Origin of the sequence: Pseudomonas sp. S5F11 (assembly GCF_019641515.1) — a bacterium.
GTDB lineage: Bacteria > Pseudomonadota > Gammaproteobacteria > Pseudomonadales > Pseudomonadaceae > Aquipseudomonas > Aquipseudomonas rhodesiae.
The window spans coordinates 2,842,035-2,857,637 of the sequence record NZ_JAIFJZ010000001.1 but is presented as its reverse complement, the minus strand read 5'-3'; the positions used below and the strand labels follow the sequence as shown (position 1 = coordinate 2,857,637).

Here is a 15,603-nt window from a genome sequence, read left to right as displayed (position 1 = left end):
CATAGAGGTTTGCCGGTTTGAGGTTTCGTTTATTCATGGCTGGATTCACTCGGCTCCCACGGTTGCTGCGCTGGTTTTTGGGTGCTGTGCTGTCAGTGATTGCGCTGCTGTGGCTGGCTGACCGCATCTGGCCCTTGCCGCTGCCTCAGGATGATTTGGCGCGGGTGGTGCTGGCCGAGGATGGCACGCCGTTATGGCGGTTTGCCGATGCCGACGGCGTGTGGCGCTATCCGGTGCAGACCAATGAGGTGTCGCCGTATTACCTCGATGCGCTGCTCACCTATGAAGACCGCTGGTTTTATCAGCATCCGGGGGTGAACCCGCTGGCGTTGGTGCGGGCGACCTGGCAGAACCTGGCAGGGGAACGGGTGGTGTCGGGTGGCAGCACCCTGTCGATGCAGGTGGCGCGCCTGCTGGACCCGCACTCGCGCACCTTGCATGGCAAATTGCGTCAGCTGTGGCGCACAGCCCAGTTGGAGTGGCACCTGTCCAAGGCCGAGATCCTCAACCTGTACCTCAACCGCGCGCCCTTCGGTGGCACCTTGCAGGGCGTGGCGGCGGCCAGTTGGGCGTACCTGGGCAAATCCCCGGCGCAGTTGACCCACGCCGAGGCCGCGTTGCTGGCGGTATTACCACAGGCGCCCAGCCGCCTGCGGCCGGACCGCCATCCGCAACGTGCGCAGCAGGCCCGCGATAAGGTGCTGCGGCGCCTCGCCGAATTCCAGGTATGGCCGCAAACGGCAGTCGATGAAGCCCTGGAAGAACCGCTGCTGCTCGCCCCACGCCAGGAGCCCAGCCTGGCACCGTTGCTTGCGCGACGCCTGAACCGTCCCGACAGCCCGCCGTTGATCCGCACCACCCTGGACGCCTCCTTGCAGCGCCGTCTGGAAGACCTGCTGCTGGGTTGGCGCGCGCGTCTGCCGGAGCACACCTCGGCTGCGATCCTGGTGGTAGAAGAAGAAACCATGGCGGTGCGCGCCTACTTGGGTTCGGTGGACATCAACGATGCCAGGCGCTTCGGGCATGTGGACATGGTCAGCGCCTTGCGCTCGCCGGGCTCCACCTTGAAGCCTTTCCTGTACGGCATGGCGCTGGACGACGGCTTGATTCATTCCGAGTCGCTGTTGCAGGACGTGCCCCGGCGCTACGGCGATTACCGCCCGGGCAACTTTTCCATGGGCTTTACCGGTGCGGTGCCGGCGAGCACGGCGCTGTCCAGTTCCCTCAACCTGCCGGCGGTGCAGTTGCTGGAAGCCTACGGGCCCAAGCGTTTTGCCGCGCAGATGCGCATCGGTGGCGTGCCCCTGGCGCTGCCGGCGCTGGCCGAGCCGAATCTGGCGCTGATCCTGGGCGGCGCCGGCAGCCGCCTGGAGGATCTGGTGAGCGGCTACAGCGCTTTCGCCCGCGACGGCAAGAGCGCCACTTTGCGCTTTCAACCGGACGATACGCTCAGAGAACGGCCGTTACTGTCGCCAGGCGCCGCCTGGATTGTGCGGCGCATCCTCAGCGGCCAGGCCCGGCCGGATCGCGACCCGCGCGCCGAGTTGGTCCAGCGCCCGGTGCTGGCCTGGAAAACCGGCACCAGCTACGGCTTTCGTGATGCCTGGGCGATTGGTGTGGGGCCGCGCTACTTGATCGGCATCTGGATCGGCCGCCCGGACGGCACGCCCGTGCCCGGTCAGTTCGGTCTGGCGTCGGCGGCGCCATTGATGCTGCAGGTGCACGATGTGCTGACCAACCGCGACAGCCAGCGCGGTATCAGCGCGCCGGTCAAAGCGGTGCCGGCCAATGTCGGCGTGGCGGCGATCTGTTGGCCACTGGGCCAGCCCATGAGCCGCACGGACCCCAATTGCCGACGCCAGCGCTTTGCTTGGACTCTGGACAACACCACGCCGCCGACCTTACAGGCCTTGGATCAACCGCTCAGCGTAGGGCTGATGGAAAACGTGTGGGTCAACGCCAAAGGCTTGCGAGTGGATGCCCACTGCCCCGGCGCGCAGGCCAGGAATATCGCCCTATGGCCCGCGCCGCTGGAGCCCTGGTTGCCCAGGGCCGAACGCCGTGAAGCACGCATCCCGGCGGCCGACCCGGACTGCCCGCCACCGGCCTTGGCGGCCTCTTCACCGCTGTCGATTGTCGGCGTGCGCGAAGGCGACCAACTGCGCCTGCCGGCCGGCAGCCAGCAGGCTTTGCAGCTGAAGCTATCCGCCCTGGGCGGCAGCGGCCGGCGCTGGTGGTTCCTCAACGGCGCGCCACTGGGCGACAGTGCCAACCAGGACAGCATCAATGCCAGTTTCGAGCGCTTGGGCCGCTACCAGCTCAGTGTGCTGGATGAGGCCGGTCAAACCGCCAGGCTTGAATTCAGCGTGGTGGATTAGGACCTCATCGGGGGCAAGCCCCCTCCCACTTTTTGATAGGTGAATGCATTCAAATGTGGGAGGGGGCTTGCCCCCGATGGCGGCCTGAAGGCGACCCACTGCGCCTGCCGGCCGGCAGCCAGCAGGCTTTGCAGTTGAAGCTATCGGCCCTGGGCGACAGTGCCAACCAGGGCAGCATCAATGCCAGTTTCGAGCGCTTGGGCCGCTATCAGCTCAGTGTGCTGGATGAAGCCGGTCAAACCGCCCGGCTTGAATTCAGCGTGGTGGATTAGTACCTCATCGGGGGCAAGCCCCCTCCCACTTTTTAATATGTGAATGCATTCAAGTGTGGGAGGGGGCTTGCCCCCGATGGCGGCCTGAAGGCCATCCCAGGTGATTCACTTGCCTTCAACGCTCATCCCCCCGAAGCTATACACCTTCAGGAGCCCGCCCCATGAACCTCGAACATCTCACCGAACGCCTGCATCGCATCCGCGATACCAACGACTGGAAACAGTTTCACAGCCCGAAAAACCTGGCCATGGCCGCCAGTGTGGAAATGGCCGAGTTGGTGGAAATCTTCCAATGGCTCACCGAAGACCAATCCCGCCAATTGCCCGCCGACAAACTCGCCCACGCTGGCCAGGAAGTCGGCGATATTGTGTTGTATCTGTTGTTGCTGTGCAGTGAGCTGGGCCTGGACATGAACGAGGTGGTGCGCGCCAAACTGGCCGATAGCGAACGGCGGTTTATCCATGAGTGACCGTCACTTCGACCAACTGGCCACGCGCTTTGCCGAAAAAATCTATGGCGGCGCCAAAGGCGCGATCCGCCTGGCGGTGTTGCAGGCCGACCTGGCCGAAGCCTTGCCGCAGCGCCCTTTGCGCGTGCTGGATATCGGTGCCGGGCTCGGGCATATGTCCCTGTGGCTGGCCGAGCGTGGGCATCAGGTGACGCTGGCCGAACCCGCCGTGCCGATGCTCGAAGGTGCTCGCCAACGCTTCGCCGAAGCCGGACAGAACGCTATCTTCATTCACGCACCGTGGCAGGAACTGCTCGGCCAGCTCACCGAACCCTACGATCTGGTGCTGTGCCACGCCGTGCTGGAGTGGCTGGCCGAACCCCATGCCATCCTGCCGGTGTTGCATCAGCTGACCGCGCCGGGGGGCTGGTTGTCCCTGGCGTTCTACAACCGCGATGCGCTGATCTACCGCAACCTGCTCAAAGGCCATTTCCGCAAAATGCGCAAGAACGACATGGCCGGCGAAAAGCAAAGCCTTACTCCGCAACAGCCCCTCGACCCGCGAGAGCTGGCGGCGCAACTCGAAGGGTTGTGGCAGGTCGAAAGCCAAAGTGGCGTGCGGGTGTTCCACGACTATATGCCAGTGGAGTTCCAGGCCCGCGCCGCCTTGCAGGATCTTGTCGAGATGGAGCTCGCTCATCGTCGTCACCCAAGCTTTGCCGGACTTGGGCGTTATTTGCACTGGATCTGCCGTCCGGTTTAAGCGGTTCAGTTTGCGGAGGTCGAAATGCGTCGTCTGTGTTTGATCCTGCTGTCCCTCGGGCTCGGAGCATGCTCCAGCCCCAACCCTTACGTGGCCGCTTCGGCCCCGATCCCGCCGGCGCCGCCTCAGGCCGCCACCACGTTCGATGCCAGCGCTTACCCGGCGCCGGCGCGTGACTACGGCGCTTACCGCAATTGGGCTTGGCGCAATGGCCAACTGCCGGCGGGCACCGCGTGGGCCGATTCGGCGCAGATCGCCGAAGCGGTCAGCGGGGCCCTCGACCAGCGCGGCCTGCGCCCGCTGCATGACAACCGCCCGGCGGACCTGCTGGTGAGCGCCGATGTACGCCAGGAGAAGCGCCTGCGCCAAGTCCAGGATGATTACGGCTATGGTTACGGCGGCTATAACCGCTATGGTCCAGGCTACGGCATTTATAACAGCGTGCCGGTGGTGCGCACCTATGAAGTGCAAGTGGTGGTGGTTCGCATCAACCTGTTCGATGCCCGCAGTGGCCAGCCGGTGTGGAGCGCCAGCGCGGAAACCAGCAGCCAGGGCAGCCTCAGCGAGCGGGCCGATGCGCTGCGCCAGGCGGTACAAAAGGCCATGGCCGCGTATCCGCCGCGTTAACCGCTATTCTCATTTAACGTGTCTGCCGCTTTTTGGAGAACCACCATGTTTCGTCGTATCGCTACGCTTGCGTTTGCTGTGCTGCTGAGCGGTTGCCAGACCAGCCAAGTCAACCACGACTTCGATGCCAGCCGGGACTTCGGTGCTTACCGCAGTTGGGCTTGGAAAGACCCCGCCCTGCAATACCGCCCCGATGATCCGCGCATCAAAAGCGACCTCACCGAGCAGCGCATCCGCCAAGCCGTCGGCGAGCAACTTGACCAGCGCGGCTTGCGCCCGGCCGCTGCCGGCGCCAAGGCAGACGTGAACGTACAGGCTTACCTGATCGTCGAAGACCGCCAGCAGCAAGTCACCACCAACTACGGCGGCGCCTGGGGCGGTCCATGGAACGGCTATTGGGGCGCGCCGATGTACAACGAAACCCGCAGCGTCACCTATAAAGTGGCGACCATCCAGATCGACCTGCTGGACGGCAGGGACGGCAAACTGGTGTGGCGCGGCAGCGATGAACAACTGATGAGCAGCACCCCGAACCCGCAAGACCGCAATAACGCGATCCGCACCACGGTCACGCGCATCCTCTCCAGCTATCCGCCCCACTGATCGATCACCGGGGGCTGCGCGGCAGCCCCCGTATCTTTGTCTTCATTCCACCGACCTACGGACAGTACACGCGGACCGCTCGCACTTGCCGGTGATCGTTATGTCCGGTCATGCCGAGATGGATGAACTCAGCGACTTGCTGCGCTTGCAAGTGCTGGACCTGTTTCGCAAACCGATCTATCTGGCGCGGCTGGTCGATACGTTGAACAGCCTGCTTCCCAAACACGTCACAGGGTTCAAGCCTTGAGCGGCCAACGGTGCTCAGCCGATGGGCTGCCACCTGCCGACCATATGCTCAATCCCGCCCGCACCGTTTAACACCCACTCGCCACTAGAACCGGCGGCGCTGGCCGATAGGTGCACTTCGCTGGGCAGCCGCACCGGTTTTCTGAACTCCACAAACAGTTCGATATTGGCCGCAGGCAGATGCTCACCCAGGGCCGCCAGGCTGCGCGCCTTGTTCCATAAACCATGGGCGATGGCCTGGGGAAACCCGAACAGTCTGGCGGTGAGGGCGCTGAGGTGGATCGGGTTGTAGTCGCCGGACACCCGTGCGTAGCGGCGGCCGATGTCGCTGGGGGCGTTCCAGCGCGTCAGTTCGCTGACCTGGGCGGGCGTGGGCAGAGGCTCATCCTCTGCCGGGCCTGACAGCTTCACGCCTCGGCACAGCATGCGGCTCTCGCCTTCCCACAGCAGGCCGAGGGCGTCCTCGACGGTGGTGATCAGGTCGAACGTCGCGCCTTTGGCGTGTGGCTTGAGGTTCTGTGCGTGCACGCCAATCCACAGTTCGCCCACGCCGCCCAAGGGGCGGTGCACGCGAATGCGGTTACTCAAGTGGATCAGCCCGAGCAGGGGAAACGGGAACGCTTTGTCGGTGAGCAATTGCATCTGCACGCCGAAGGCGAGGATATGCGGGTAAGTGGCCGGCAGCATCGGGCTGTCGGCAAAGCCGCACACCTTGCGATAGGCCGCCACCGCCTTGGGATCGACGCTGACCCGGCAGCGCAACCCCAGGTCGGGCAGGCTGGTGCCGCTGATCTTGCGCTTGAGCGCTGCACGCCAATACAGCGGCGGCAGGAACGGTCGGTTGCTTAAGGTCTGCCACTGCATGCTCACGCTCCCAATAGACTTTGCCCACACACCCGCAGGGCTTGCCCGCTGACCGCGCCGGAGCCCGGCTGGCCCAGCCACGCCACGGCTTCGGCGACGTCCTGAGGCAACCCGCCCTGGCCCAACGAACTCATGCGCCGCCCGGCTTCGCGCAGGGCGAAGGGAATATGCGCGGTCATCTGGGTTTCGATGAACCCGGGCGCGACGGCATTGATGCTGATGCCTCGTGCCTTGAGCAACGGCGCCCAGGCTTCGGCCAGGCCGATCAAACCGGCCTTGCTCGCCGCGTAATTGGTTTGCCCGCGGTTGCCGGCGATGCCGCTGATGGAGGCCAGCAGCACCACGCGGGCGTTGTCGCGCAGTGTGCCGCTGTCTAGCAGGGCTTTGGTCAGTACTTGCGGCGCATTCAGATTGACCGCCAGCACGGCATCCCAATATTCCGGGGTCATATTGGCCAGGGTCTTGTCGCGGGTGATGCCGGCGTTATGCACCAGAATGTCGAGACCCTCGGGCAGATGTTCGATCAACTGCGTGGCGGCGTCTTCGGCGCAGATATCCAGGATGACGGTGCGCGCCCCCAGGCGCGCGGCCAGGGCTTCCAGATCGGCCTTGGCCTGGGGCACGTCGAGCAGGATCACCTCGGCACCGTCGCGGGCCAGGGTTTCGGCGATGGCCGCGCCGATGCCACGGGCGGCGCCGGTGACCAGGGCCTTGCGCCGCGCCAGGGGGCGGGTCCAGTCCTCCACTGGGGTAGCGCAGGCTTGCAGGCGAATCACCTGGCCTGAAATGTAGGCACTCTTCGGCGATAGGAAGAAGCGCAGCGCGCCTTCCAGTTGCGCCTCGGCGCCGTCGCCGACATACAGCAACTGCAACACGCCGCCATTGCGCAGTTCTTTGGCCAAGGAGCGGCTGAAGCCTTCCAGGGCGCGCTGGGCACTGGCGGCAAACGGATCGCTGAGGCTTTCCGGAGCGCGGCCGAGAATCACCAAGTGGGCGCTATGGTCGAGATTTTTCAGCAGCGGCTGAAAGAATTCGCGCAGTTGCTTGAGCGAATCGGTGTGCTGCAGGCCGCTGGCGTCGAACACCACCGCTTTGAGCTTGGGGCCATGGCCGGGGATCCATGTGGGGGCGTCCAGCGGTTCGGCGCCATAGCTGTAAATGGCATCGGTGAGTTTGTTGGCGAACGGCAGCACCTGGGCCGCCAGTGCGCCGCCGCCGAGCAGCAAGGCGCCCTCGACCGGCCGCAGGCGCCCGGCCTGCCAGCGTTCCAGGCGTCCCGGCGACGGCAGGCCAATGGCGGCGACCAGGCGCTGGCCGAGGCTGGAGTTGGCGAAGTCGATATAACGGTCAGACATGGAACGCTCTCCGAAGGCTGGGGTTCAAAGGGTTGACCATCCCAGGGTAGCAGTCGTTCGACTAGGCTTATCCTTCCAGGCCACGGCGGCCGGCCCACCACACACAGGGAGCTTTCCATGACTCAATTGCGGCGTGTAGCGATCATTGGCGCAAATCGCATTCCTTTCGCCCGCTCCAATGGCCCCTACGCTACTGCGAGCAACCAGGCGATGCTGACGGCCGCCCTGGAAGGTCTGATCGAACGCTACAACCTGCACGGCTTGCGCCTGGGCGAAGTGGCCGCCGGTGCGGTACTCAAGCATTCGCGGGATTTCAACCTGACCCGCGAATGCGTGCTGGGCTCGCGCCTGTCGCCGCAAACCCCAGCCTACGACATCCAACAAGCCTGCGGCACCGGGCTGGAGGCGGCGCTGCTGGTGGCCAACAAAATCGCTCTGGGCCAGATCGAATGCGGCATTGCCGGCGGCGTGGACACCACTTCCGACGCGCCGATCGGTGTGAATGAGGGGTTGCGCAAGATCCTGCTGCAGGCCAATCGCAGTAAGTCGATGGCGGATAAATTAAAAGTCCTGTTACAACTTCGTCCCCATCACCTCAAGCCTGAGCTGCCGCGCAATGGCGAACCGCGTACTGGCCTGTCCATGGGCCAGCACTGCGAATTGATGGCCCAGACCTGGCAGATCCCCAGGGCCGAACAGGACCAACTTGCCCTTGAGAGCCATCAGAAAATGGCCGCCGCCTACGCCGAAGGCTGGCACGACGATCTGATCACGCCGTTTTTGGGCCTGACTCGCGACAACAACCTACGCCCCGACCTGACGCTGGAGAAACTCGCCGCCCTCAAACCGGCCTTTGAACGCAGCGAGAAGGGCACCCTCACCGCCGGCAATTCCACGCCACTGACCGATGGCGCCTCCCTGGTGCTGCTGGGTAGTGAGGCGTGGGCTCAGGAACGTGGCCTGCCGATCCTGGCTTACCTGCGCGATGGCGAAGCGGCTGCGGTGGATTTCGTCAACGGCGCCGAAGGCTTGCTGATGGCGCCGGTGTATGCGGTTCCGCGCCTGCTGGCCAGGAACGGTCTGACGCTGCAGGACTTCGATTACTACGAGATCCACGAAGCCTTCGCCGCCCAAGTGTTGTGCACACTCAGGGCCTGGGAAGATGCCGATTACTGCAAGACCCGCCTGGGCCTCGACGCGCCGTTGGGCGCCATCGACCGCAGCCGACTCAATGTCAAAGGCAGCTCCCTGGCGGCGGGGCATCCGTTTGCCGCCACCGGCGGGCGCATTGTTGCCAACTTGGCCAAGTTGTTGGAGACGGCGGGCAAGGGCCGTGGGCTGATCTCGATCTGCGCCGCCGGCGGGCAAGGGGTGAGCGCGATCATTGAGCGTTAACGGCGCCCCGGAATTGGCCTATTGGTTGCATTCTTAAACGGGCAAAGATCAGTCGCCTCTCCCACCCGCGAGCCGATTGCCGTATAACGAGTGCCATACGCGTATTTGGTAACAAAGGACCCACAATAAAAGCTGATGAAGACTCCTAAACGCATTGAACCCCTGATCGAAGACGGTCTGGTCGACGAAGTGCTGCGCCCACTCATGAGTGGGAAAGAAGCAGCTGTTTATGTGGTGCGCTGCGGCAACGAATTGCGTTGCGCCAAGGTTTACAAGGAGGCGAACAAACGAAGTTTTCGTCAGGCATCCGAATACCAGGAAGGCCGTAAAGTCCGTAACAGCCGCCAGGCCCGCGCTATGGCCAAGGGCTCAAAGTTCGGCAAGAAGGAAACCGAAGACGCCTGGCAGAACGCCGAAGTCGCGGCGTTGTTCCGCTTAGCCGGTGCCGGTGTGCGCGTGCCGCAGCCGTATGACTTCCTCGAAGGCGTGCTGCTGATGGAGCTGGTGGCCGATGAGTATGGCGATGCCGCCCCGCGTCTGAACGACGTGGTGCTGGAGCCGGATCAAGCCCGCGAGTATCACGCTTTCCTGATTTCCCAGATCGTGCTGATGCTGTGTACCGGCCTGGTGCACGGTGACCTGTCCGAGTTCAACGTGCTGCTCACGCCGACCGGCCCGGTAATCATCGACCTGCCCCAGGCGGTGGATGCGGCGGGCAACAACCACGCATTCAGCATGCTGGAGCGGGATGTGGGCAACATGGCTTCCTACTTCGGGCGCTTCGCCCCGGAGTTGAAAAAGACCAAGTACGCCAAGGAAATGTGGGCGTTGTATGAAGCCGGCACCTTGCACCCTGGCAGCGTCTTGACCGGTGAATTCGACGAGCCGGAAGAACTGGCGGACGTGGGTGGTGTGATCCGCGAGATCGAAGCGGCGCGGCTCGATGAAGAGCGTCGCCAGGCGATTCGGGCGGCGGATGACGCGCCGTCGAGCAAAGTCCCCGACGAACCGCCACCGCCGCCTTGGATGCAATAGTCTGCGGCTGCATGCAGATCAACAGGTGGGAGGGGCGGTGCGACGATTCGACTTGCCCCCGGCGGCACAGGTATCTACACACCTTCGGTAGAAAACATAACCTGAGAAAGTGAGATTTTTTGTGGTGAGCAGGCTTGCCCTGCGCTGGGCTGCGAAGCGGCCCTGAAACCTGACAACCGGTTTTGCCTGATACGCCGCAGTGTGCAGAGAGGGGGCCGCTTCGCGCCCCAGCGCAGGGCAAGCCTGCTCACCACAGCGTTATGTGTTCGCCTTTAAAACTTTAAGATATCTATGCCCCGAAGGCAGCGTTTCAGTCACCGCAACGGCTGGCTGATCCACCGCTGTCGGGCAAGCTCTCTCCCTCATTGGGATGCAATATTCTGCGGCTGCATGCAGATCAACAGGTGGGAGGGGCGGTGCAACGATTCGACTTGCCCCCGGCGGCACAGGTATCTACACACCTTCGGTAGAAAACATAACCTGAGAAATTGAGGTTTTTGTGGTGAGCAGGCTTGCCCTGCGCTGGGCTGCGAAGCGGCCCTAAAACCTGACAACCGGTTTGGCCTGATACGCCGCAGTGTGCGGAGAGGGGCCGCTTCGCGCCCCAGCGCAGGGCAAGCCTGCTCACCACAGCGTTATGTGTCCGCCTTTAAGACTTGAAGATATCTATGCCCCAATGGCAGCGTTTCAGTCACCGCAACGGCTGGCTGATCCACCGCTGTCGGGCAAGCTCTCTCCCACATTGGTTTTGCGTATGGCCTTAGGAGCAGCAAGAGCCGGACGCCAGCTCCTTGAGGATCGGGCAATCGGGCCGGTCATCGCCTTGGCAGTGTTCCACCAGGTCCTGCAAAGTGTCGCGCAGTTGGCCCAGTTCCAGGATCTTCTGATTCAACTCGTCGATATGCTGGCGCGCCAAGGCTTTTACGTCGGCGCTGGCGCGGTGGCGGTCTTGCCACAGGGCCAGCAGTTTGCCGACCTCTTCCAGTGAAAACCCCAGATCCCGCGAGCGTTTGATAAACGCCAACGTATGCAGGTCCTCCGCGCCGTACACGCGGTAGCCGCTGTCGGTGCGGTGAGCCGCTTTCAGCAGGCCGATGGATTCGTAATAGCGAATCATCTTGGCGCTGAGGCCACTCTGACGCGCGGCTTGGCCGATGTTCATGGGTGTCGATCCTCCAAATCCTTGGGTTTCCAGGTTTTCAACAGCAAGGCATTGCTCACTACGCTGACGCTGGACAACGCCATCGCCGCGCCCGCCAACACTGGGTTGAGCAGGCCGAAGGCCGCCAGGGGAATGCCAATCAAGTTATACACAAAGGCCCAGAACAGGTTCTGCCGGATCTTGGCGTAGGTCTTGCGGCTGATCTCCAGCGCGGCCGGCACCAGGCGCGGATCGCCGCGCATCAGGGTAATGCCGGCGGCATGCATGGCCACATCGGTGCCGCCGCCCATGGCGATGCCGATATCGGCGGCCGCCAGGGCCGGGGCGTCATTGATGCCGTCGCCGACCATCGCCACCACGCCGGTTTTTTTCAGCGCGGCGACGGTGGCGGCTTTGTCGGCGGGCAGCACTTCGGCATGCACATCGTCGATGCCCAGCGCCTGCGCCACCACCTGCGCACTGCCGCGATTGTCGCCGGTGAGCAGATGGCTGCTGATGCCTTGAGCCGTGAGCTGCCCCACGGCCTGCAACGCACCGGGCTTGAGGGTGTCGCCAAATGCGAACAGCCCCAGCACCCGCGGTTGCGCGCCTTGCTCGATCAACCAGGACAACGTGCGACCTTCGGCCTCCCAGGTCTGAGCGGTTTGCGTCAGATCGCCAGGGTTCAGGCCGCTGTCTTCCAGCAGGCGGCGATTGCCCAAGGCCAGTGGCCGGCCATCGAGGGTGCCGGCGATACCGCGCCCGGTCAGGGATTGGCTGGCGCTGACATCGGCAACGTTCAGCCCCTGTTCGGCGCAGGCTTCCAGCACTGCGTTGGCCAATGGGTGCTCGCTGCCGCGTTGCAGCGCGCCGGCTTGTTGCAACAGTTGGGCTTGATCGCCATCCACCGCGATCATATGCGCGATTTTTGGCGTGCCGGAGGTGAGGGTGCCGGTCTTGTCGAACACTACGGCGCTGACTTCATGGGCACGTTCCAAGGCCTCGGCGTCCTTGATCAGAATGCCGTGTCGCGCGGCGACGCCGGTGCCGGCCATGATCGCGGTGGGTGTGGCCAGGCCCAGGGCGCATGGGCAGGCGATCACCAGCACCGCGACCGCATTGATGATGGCGGTTTCCAACGGCGCGCCGTACAGCCACCAGCCCACCAGCGTGATCAGCGCCAGCACCAGCACGGTCGGCACAAACACCTGGCTGACTTTATCCACCAGTTTCTGGATCGGCGCCTTGGCGGCCTGGGCGTCTTCTACCAAACGGATGATCCGCGCCAGGACGCTCTCGGCGCCCAGCGCGGTGGTGCGCACCAACAGGCGGCCTTCACCGTTGATGGCGCCGCCGGTGACCTTATCGCCCGGTTGTTTCGGCACGGGCAAGCTCTCGCCGCTGATCAGGGCTTCGTCGGCATGGCTCTGGCCTTCGATCACTTCACCGTCCACCGGGAAGCGTTCGCCGGGTTTGACGCTGACCATATCGTTGAGGGACAGGGCGTTGATCGCCACCTCTTGTTCATGGCCATCGCGCACGCGGGTGGCACGCTCGGGGCGCAAGGCTTCCAGGGCGCGGATGGCGCTGGCGGTCTGGCGCTTGGCGCGGCTTTCCAGGTATTTGCCCAGCAGGATCAGGGCAATCACCACTGCGGAGGCTTCGAAATACAGGTGCGGCATGCTGCCGGCGGGGGCGTTGAGCCATTCGTACAGGCTCAGGCCGTAACCGGCGCTGGTGCCGATGGCCACCAGCAAATCCATATTGCCCGCCCCGGCGCGCACGGCTTTCCAGGCGGCCACGTAAAAGCGCGCGCCGAGGATAAATTGCACCGGGGTGGCCAGGGCGAATTGCACCCAGGCCGGTAGCATCCAATGCAGGCCGAACGGCTGCACCAGCATCGGCAGCACCAGGGGCAGCGCCAGCACGATGGCCAACAGCAAGGCCCAGCGCTCGCGGTGCAGGCGCTGGGCTTGATCGGCGGCGGTGCGGGTTTCGGTCTGCGGCAGGCTGGCGCTGTAACCGGCCTTGTCGACGGCGGCGATCAGCACGCTGGGGTCCATCTGGCCGAGGACTTCGACGTGGGCACGTTCATTGGCCAGGTTGACGCTGACGCTCTGCACCCCCGGCACCTTGCCCAGCGCGCGCTCGACACGCCCGGCGCAACTGGCGCAGGTCATACCGCCGATGGGCAGGTCAAAGGTGGTGGTTCCATTCATGGGGCAATCCTCCAAGAGAAGTGGCCCCTAGGATCAACCTTGTCCTGTGGGTAAGGTCAAGCGCCTTCAGTATTCCAATGCCGCAGGCTTGAGGTACATGCCGTCCGGGCCTTGGGCGATCCGCAGTTTGCGTACGTCACCGGCCTTCAGTGTGATGTTCTGCGCCGGCGGTGCCAGCAGACCCGGCAAGCAGCCCGGCGCCTGGCCCGGCAGCAACTTGAGGCGTAACGACAGGTTACCCGCCGGCAAGTTGAACGAGGTGGACTGCTCCTGGAACAGCCGGCCGGCCAACTGGTCGTTGAGGTACAGGCCAATCTCGCAATTGGTCGGCACTTCCAGGCGTTCCCGGGAAATGATCAGCACCGCATAGTCTTCTGCGGCAAGGGCCTGGGGCGCGGCGGCAGACAAGCTCATCAGGCCCACAAGGCCAAAAAACGACCAGCGCATGGCGAGTACTCCGTGGTTCACAGCTTGAGAAAGTTGAAGCTTGGCCGACGTGGCCGCCGAATACCAGCCCGGCCGATTTCTCAGGAACTTGACCTTGCCATCGTGGCAAGGTCGAGACTGGGTCCAACCTCATCAAAGGAGTCATGTCATGCAAGTATTCACTGTGGAAGGAATGACCTGCGGCCATTGCGTCAAAGCGGTGACCCAAGCGGTACAGAGCCAGGACCCGACAGCCGAAGTGAAGGTGGACCTGGCGGCGAAGCAGGTCAGCGTGCAGAGCCAACTGAGCCGTGAAGCGATTGCCGGGCTGATCAAGGAGGAAGGCTACAGCGTCGTCTGAAATTTAATAGTTAGCGAGCTATCGTAATGTTCAAGGCACCCAAGCACGGCTAGACTGTCGGGCTGCCGACTCACTTGGGTGCCTGATGAACCTTCGCATAATTCTGATCCTGGGTGCCCTGAGCGCCTTCGCTCCACTGGCGATCGATTTTTACTTGCCGGGTTTTCCGGCGATGGCCACCGCGTTTGCCACCGATGAAAAACATATCCAGCTGACGTTGGCGGTGTATTTCGCTGGCCTGGCTATCGGCCAATTGATCTACGGCCCCCTGGCAGACCGTTTCGGTCGGCGCGGGCCGCTGCTCAGCGGCGTTACCCTGTTTACCTTGGCCTCCTTCGCCTGTGCCTTTGCGCCGTCCCTGGAGTGGCTGATCGGCGCGCGCTTTGTACAAGCCCTGGGTGGCTGCGCGGGCATGGTGATTTCCCGCGCGGTGGTCAGCGACAAATGCGATGCCGTGGGCTCGGCCAAAGTGTTCTCCCAACTGATGCTGGTGACCGGCTTGGCGCCGATCCTCGCGCCGCTGGCCGGTGGCTTGATGGTGGGGTTGTGGGGCTGGCAGTCGATCTTCCTGGCGTTGTCGATCTTTAGCGTGATGGCGGCAGTCGCCGTGGCGGTAGGGTTGCCGGAAACTTTCCCGGCCCACCAACCGCGCCAGCCATTGTCCGGCTCGCTGCGTCGTTATCTCGGGTTGCTGTCGGACCGGGTCTACCTCGGCTATGCCCTCACCGGTGCGCTGTCGATTGCCGGAATGTTTGCCTACATCGCCGGTTCACCTTTCGTATTTATCAAACTCTACGGCGTGCCAGCCGAGCATTACGGCTGGGTGTTCGGCTCCAACGCCGCCGGTTTTATCCTGGTGGCCCAGCTCAATGCCCGACTGTTAGCCAAACGTGGCCCGGCATTTTTGCTGTCGCGCACAGTGTGGGTGTACGTGGCGGCGGCGCTGACGCTGCTGGGAGTGGCTGCGCTGCGCACCCAAGCGTTGTGGCCTCTGCTGATACCGCTGTTTATCTGTATCGCCAGCCTGGGTTGCATACTGCCTAACACCTCGGCCTGTGCTATGGCGGGGCAAGGCGCGCGGGCCGGCAGTGCTTCGGCATTGCTCGGTTGTATTCAGTTCGGCGTGGCGGCGGGGGCGGCGTCGTTGGTGGGGGCGTTGCACGATGGCACAGCGATGCCGATGGCGATGGTCATCAGCTTGTGCGGGCTATTGGCGGTGACAGTGGCCATGTCGACCCTGCGCCTGCAACGGGCCAGGGCCGTGCAGGCGCAGGGCTGACCGAGGGGGTCAGCCAGCGGCGGCGCGCTGCTGGTTGACCCGGAAATTGTGCGGCGCCTGAATGCGCGCTTGCAGGGTCTCGGCAAAGGCGCGGGCCTCGGCTTCACTGCGGAAGGTAATGGTTCTCTGGTCCAGACGGACCTCCCATTGAGATTTTGCTAACGCTTTTATCAGGATCTTCATTGCTGAC

General features: G+C 63.7%; 15 protein-coding genes and 2 pseudogenes. 11 read left to right on the top strand and 6 right to left on the bottom strand.

All coding sequences use genetic code 11. From position 1 onward, the window contains the following. Positions 1 to 35 precede the first annotated feature (35 nt). The 7 genes and pseudogenes from pbpC to K1567_RS12975 form a co-directional block, all read left to right on the top strand. A complete protein-coding gene (gene pbpC / locus K1567_RS13005; RefSeq protein WP_169902867.1) occupies positions 36 to 2,378 on the top strand; it encodes a peptidoglycan glycosyltransferase PbpC in 2,343 nt (780 codons plus the stop codon). Between the two features lie 86 nt (positions 2,379 to 2,464). Next, a pseudogene (locus tag K1567_RS13000) lies at positions 2,465 to 2,650 on the top strand (hypothetical protein); the annotation flags it as partial. A gap of 161 nt (positions 2,651 to 2,811) precedes the next feature. Next, positions 2,812 to 3,120, top strand: a complete 309-nt coding sequence (locus tag K1567_RS12995) for a MazG-like family protein (RefSeq protein WP_034095697.1) — start codon at positions 2,812 to 2,814, stop codon at positions 3,118 to 3,120. After that, complete coding sequence (locus K1567_RS12990; protein ID WP_213548655.1) at positions 3,113 to 3,862, top strand: methyltransferase domain-containing protein; 750 nt, start codon at positions 3,113 to 3,115, stop codon at positions 3,860 to 3,862. The genes K1567_RS12995 and K1567_RS12990 overlap by 8 nt, the downstream gene beginning before the upstream one ends. 24 nt (positions 3,863 to 3,886) lie before the next feature. Then, positions 3,887 to 4,489, top strand: coding sequence for a DUF4136 domain-containing protein (locus K1567_RS12985; protein WP_220698549.1), 603 nt, complete (start codon positions 3,887 to 3,889; stop codon positions 4,487 to 4,489). 45 nt (positions 4,490 to 4,534) lie between these two features. Further along, positions 4,535 to 5,092, top strand: coding sequence for a DUF4136 domain-containing protein (locus tag K1567_RS12980; protein WP_034095700.1), 558 nt, complete (start codon positions 4,535 to 4,537; stop codon positions 5,090 to 5,092). A gap of 67 nt (positions 5,093 to 5,159) precedes the next feature. Beyond that, positions 5,160 to 5,339: pseudogene (locus K1567_RS12975) on the top strand (response regulator); the annotation flags it as partial. Between the two features lie 14 nt (positions 5,340 to 5,353). Here K1567_RS12975 and K1567_RS12970 read toward each other — a convergent pair. Together K1567_RS12970 and K1567_RS12965 are read right to left on the bottom strand one after the other, a co-directional pair. Next, positions 5,354 to 6,202, bottom strand: a complete 849-nt coding sequence (locus K1567_RS12970; protein ID WP_040266019.1) for a MaoC/PaaZ C-terminal domain-containing protein — start codon at positions 6,200 to 6,202, stop codon at positions 5,354 to 5,356. A gap of 2 nt (positions 6,203 to 6,204) precedes the next feature. Then, a complete protein-coding gene (locus tag K1567_RS12965) occupies positions 6,205 to 7,557 on the bottom strand; it encodes a 3-oxoacyl-ACP reductase (protein WP_034095702.1) in 1,353 nt (450 codons plus the stop codon). 117 nt (positions 7,558 to 7,674) lie between these two features. On the opposite strand from K1567_RS12965, the gene K1567_RS12960 reads away from it, so the two are divergent. Both K1567_RS12960 and K1567_RS12955 read left to right on the top strand, forming a co-directional pair. Next, positions 7,675 to 8,952 (top strand): acetyl-CoA C-acetyltransferase, encoded by a 1,278-nt coding sequence (locus K1567_RS12960; RefSeq protein ID WP_034111606.1) that lies wholly within the window; start codon positions 7,675 to 7,677, stop codon positions 8,950 to 8,952. 135 nt (positions 8,953 to 9,087) lie between these two features. Beyond that, on the top strand, positions 9,088 to 9,987 hold the full coding sequence (locus tag K1567_RS12955; RefSeq protein WP_034095704.1) for a PA4780 family RIO1-like protein kinase: 900 nt from the start codon (positions 9,088 to 9,090) through the stop codon (positions 9,985 to 9,987). A 760-nt stretch (positions 9,988 to 10,747) separates the two neighbouring features. Here K1567_RS12955 and cueR read toward each other — a convergent pair. The 3 genes from cueR to K1567_RS12940 all read right to left on the bottom strand — a co-directional run bounded on the left by cueR (position 10,748) and on the right by K1567_RS12940 (position 13,794). Then, on the bottom strand, positions 10,748 to 11,149 hold the full coding sequence (gene cueR / locus K1567_RS12950; protein ID WP_034095719.1) for a Cu(I)-responsive transcriptional regulator: 402 nt from the start codon (positions 11,147 to 11,149) through the stop codon (positions 10,748 to 10,750). Beyond that, positions 11,146 to 13,347, bottom strand: a complete 2,202-nt coding sequence (locus tag K1567_RS12945) for a cation-translocating P-type ATPase (RefSeq protein WP_220698548.1) — start codon at positions 13,345 to 13,347, stop codon at positions 11,146 to 11,148. The genes cueR and K1567_RS12945 overlap by 4 nt, the downstream gene beginning before the upstream one ends. Before the next feature lie 66 nt (positions 13,348 to 13,413). Beyond that, positions 13,414 to 13,794, bottom strand: a complete 381-nt coding sequence (locus tag K1567_RS12940; protein ID WP_034095721.1) for a hypothetical protein — start codon at positions 13,792 to 13,794, stop codon at positions 13,414 to 13,416. Positions 13,795 to 13,942: 148 nt separating this feature from the next. On the opposite strand from K1567_RS12940, the gene K1567_RS12935 reads away from it, so the two are divergent. After that, positions 13,943 to 14,134 carry a heavy-metal-associated domain-containing protein gene (locus tag K1567_RS12935; protein ID WP_034095722.1) on the top strand — a complete coding sequence of 64 codons (192 nt, stop codon included), beginning with the start codon at positions 13,943 to 13,945 and terminating at the stop codon, positions 14,132 to 14,134. A gap of 85 nt (positions 14,135 to 14,219) precedes the next feature. Continuing rightward, entirely contained in the window at positions 14,220 to 15,413 is a 1,194-nt protein-coding gene (locus K1567_RS12930; protein ID WP_034111610.1) for a multidrug effflux MFS transporter, read from the top strand. 9 nt (positions 15,414 to 15,422) lie between these two features. On the opposite strand, the gene K1567_RS12925 is transcribed toward K1567_RS12930, so the two are convergent. Further along, positions 15,423 to 15,596 carry a hypothetical protein gene (locus K1567_RS12925; protein ID WP_167389858.1) on the bottom strand — a complete coding sequence of 58 codons (174 nt, stop codon included), beginning with the start codon at positions 15,594 to 15,596 and terminating at the stop codon, positions 15,423 to 15,425. Positions 15,597 to 15,603 lie beyond the last annotated feature (7 nt).

Bases quoted from the DNA above. Each gene is read 5' to 3' on its own strand.
- pbpC (WP_169902867.1), top strand. From the start codon at position 36: ATGGCTGGATTCACTCGGCTCCCACGGTTGCTGCGCTGGTTTTTGGGT.
- K1567_RS12995 (WP_034095697.1), top strand. From the start codon at position 2,812: ATGAACCTCGAACATCTCACCGAACGCCTGCATCGCATCCGCGATACC.
- K1567_RS12990 (WP_213548655.1), top strand. From the start codon at position 3,113: ATGAGTGACCGTCACTTCGACCAACTGGCCACGCGCTTTGCCGAAAAA.
- K1567_RS12985 (WP_220698549.1), top strand. From the start codon at position 3,887: ATGCGTCGTCTGTGTTTGATCCTGCTGTCCCTCGGGCTCGGAGCATGC.
- K1567_RS12980 (WP_034095700.1), top strand. From the start codon at position 4,535: ATGTTTCGTCGTATCGCTACGCTTGCGTTTGCTGTGCTGCTGAGCGGT.
- K1567_RS12970 (WP_040266019.1), bottom strand. From the start codon at position 6,202: ATGCAGTGGCAGACCTTAAGCAACCGACCGTTCCTGCCGCCGCTGTAT.
- K1567_RS12965 (WP_034095702.1), bottom strand. From the start codon at position 7,557: ATGTCTGACCGTTATATCGACTTCGCCAACTCCAGCCTCGGCCAGCGC.
- K1567_RS12960 (WP_034111606.1), top strand. From the start codon at position 7,675: ATGACTCAATTGCGGCGTGTAGCGATCATTGGCGCAAATCGCATTCCT.
- K1567_RS12955 (WP_034095704.1), top strand. From the start codon at position 9,088: ATGAAGACTCCTAAACGCATTGAACCCCTGATCGAAGACGGTCTGGTC.
- cueR (WP_034095719.1), bottom strand. From the start codon at position 11,149: ATGAACATCGGCCAAGCCGCGCGTCAGAGTGGCCTCAGCGCCAAGATG.
- K1567_RS12945 (WP_220698548.1), bottom strand. From the start codon at position 13,347: ATGAATGGAACCACCACCTTTGACCTGCCCATCGGCGGTATGACCTGC.
- K1567_RS12940 (WP_034095721.1), bottom strand. From the start codon at position 13,794: ATGCGCTGGTCGTTTTTTGGCCTTGTGGGCCTGATGAGCTTGTCTGCC.
- K1567_RS12935 (WP_034095722.1), top strand. From the start codon at position 13,943: ATGCAAGTATTCACTGTGGAAGGAATGACCTGCGGCCATTGCGTCAAA.
- K1567_RS12930 (WP_034111610.1), top strand. From the start codon at position 14,220: ATGAACCTTCGCATAATTCTGATCCTGGGTGCCCTGAGCGCCTTCGCT.
- K1567_RS12925 (WP_167389858.1), bottom strand. From the start codon at position 15,596: ATGAAGATCCTGATAAAAGCGTTAGCAAAATCTCAATGGGAGGTCCGT.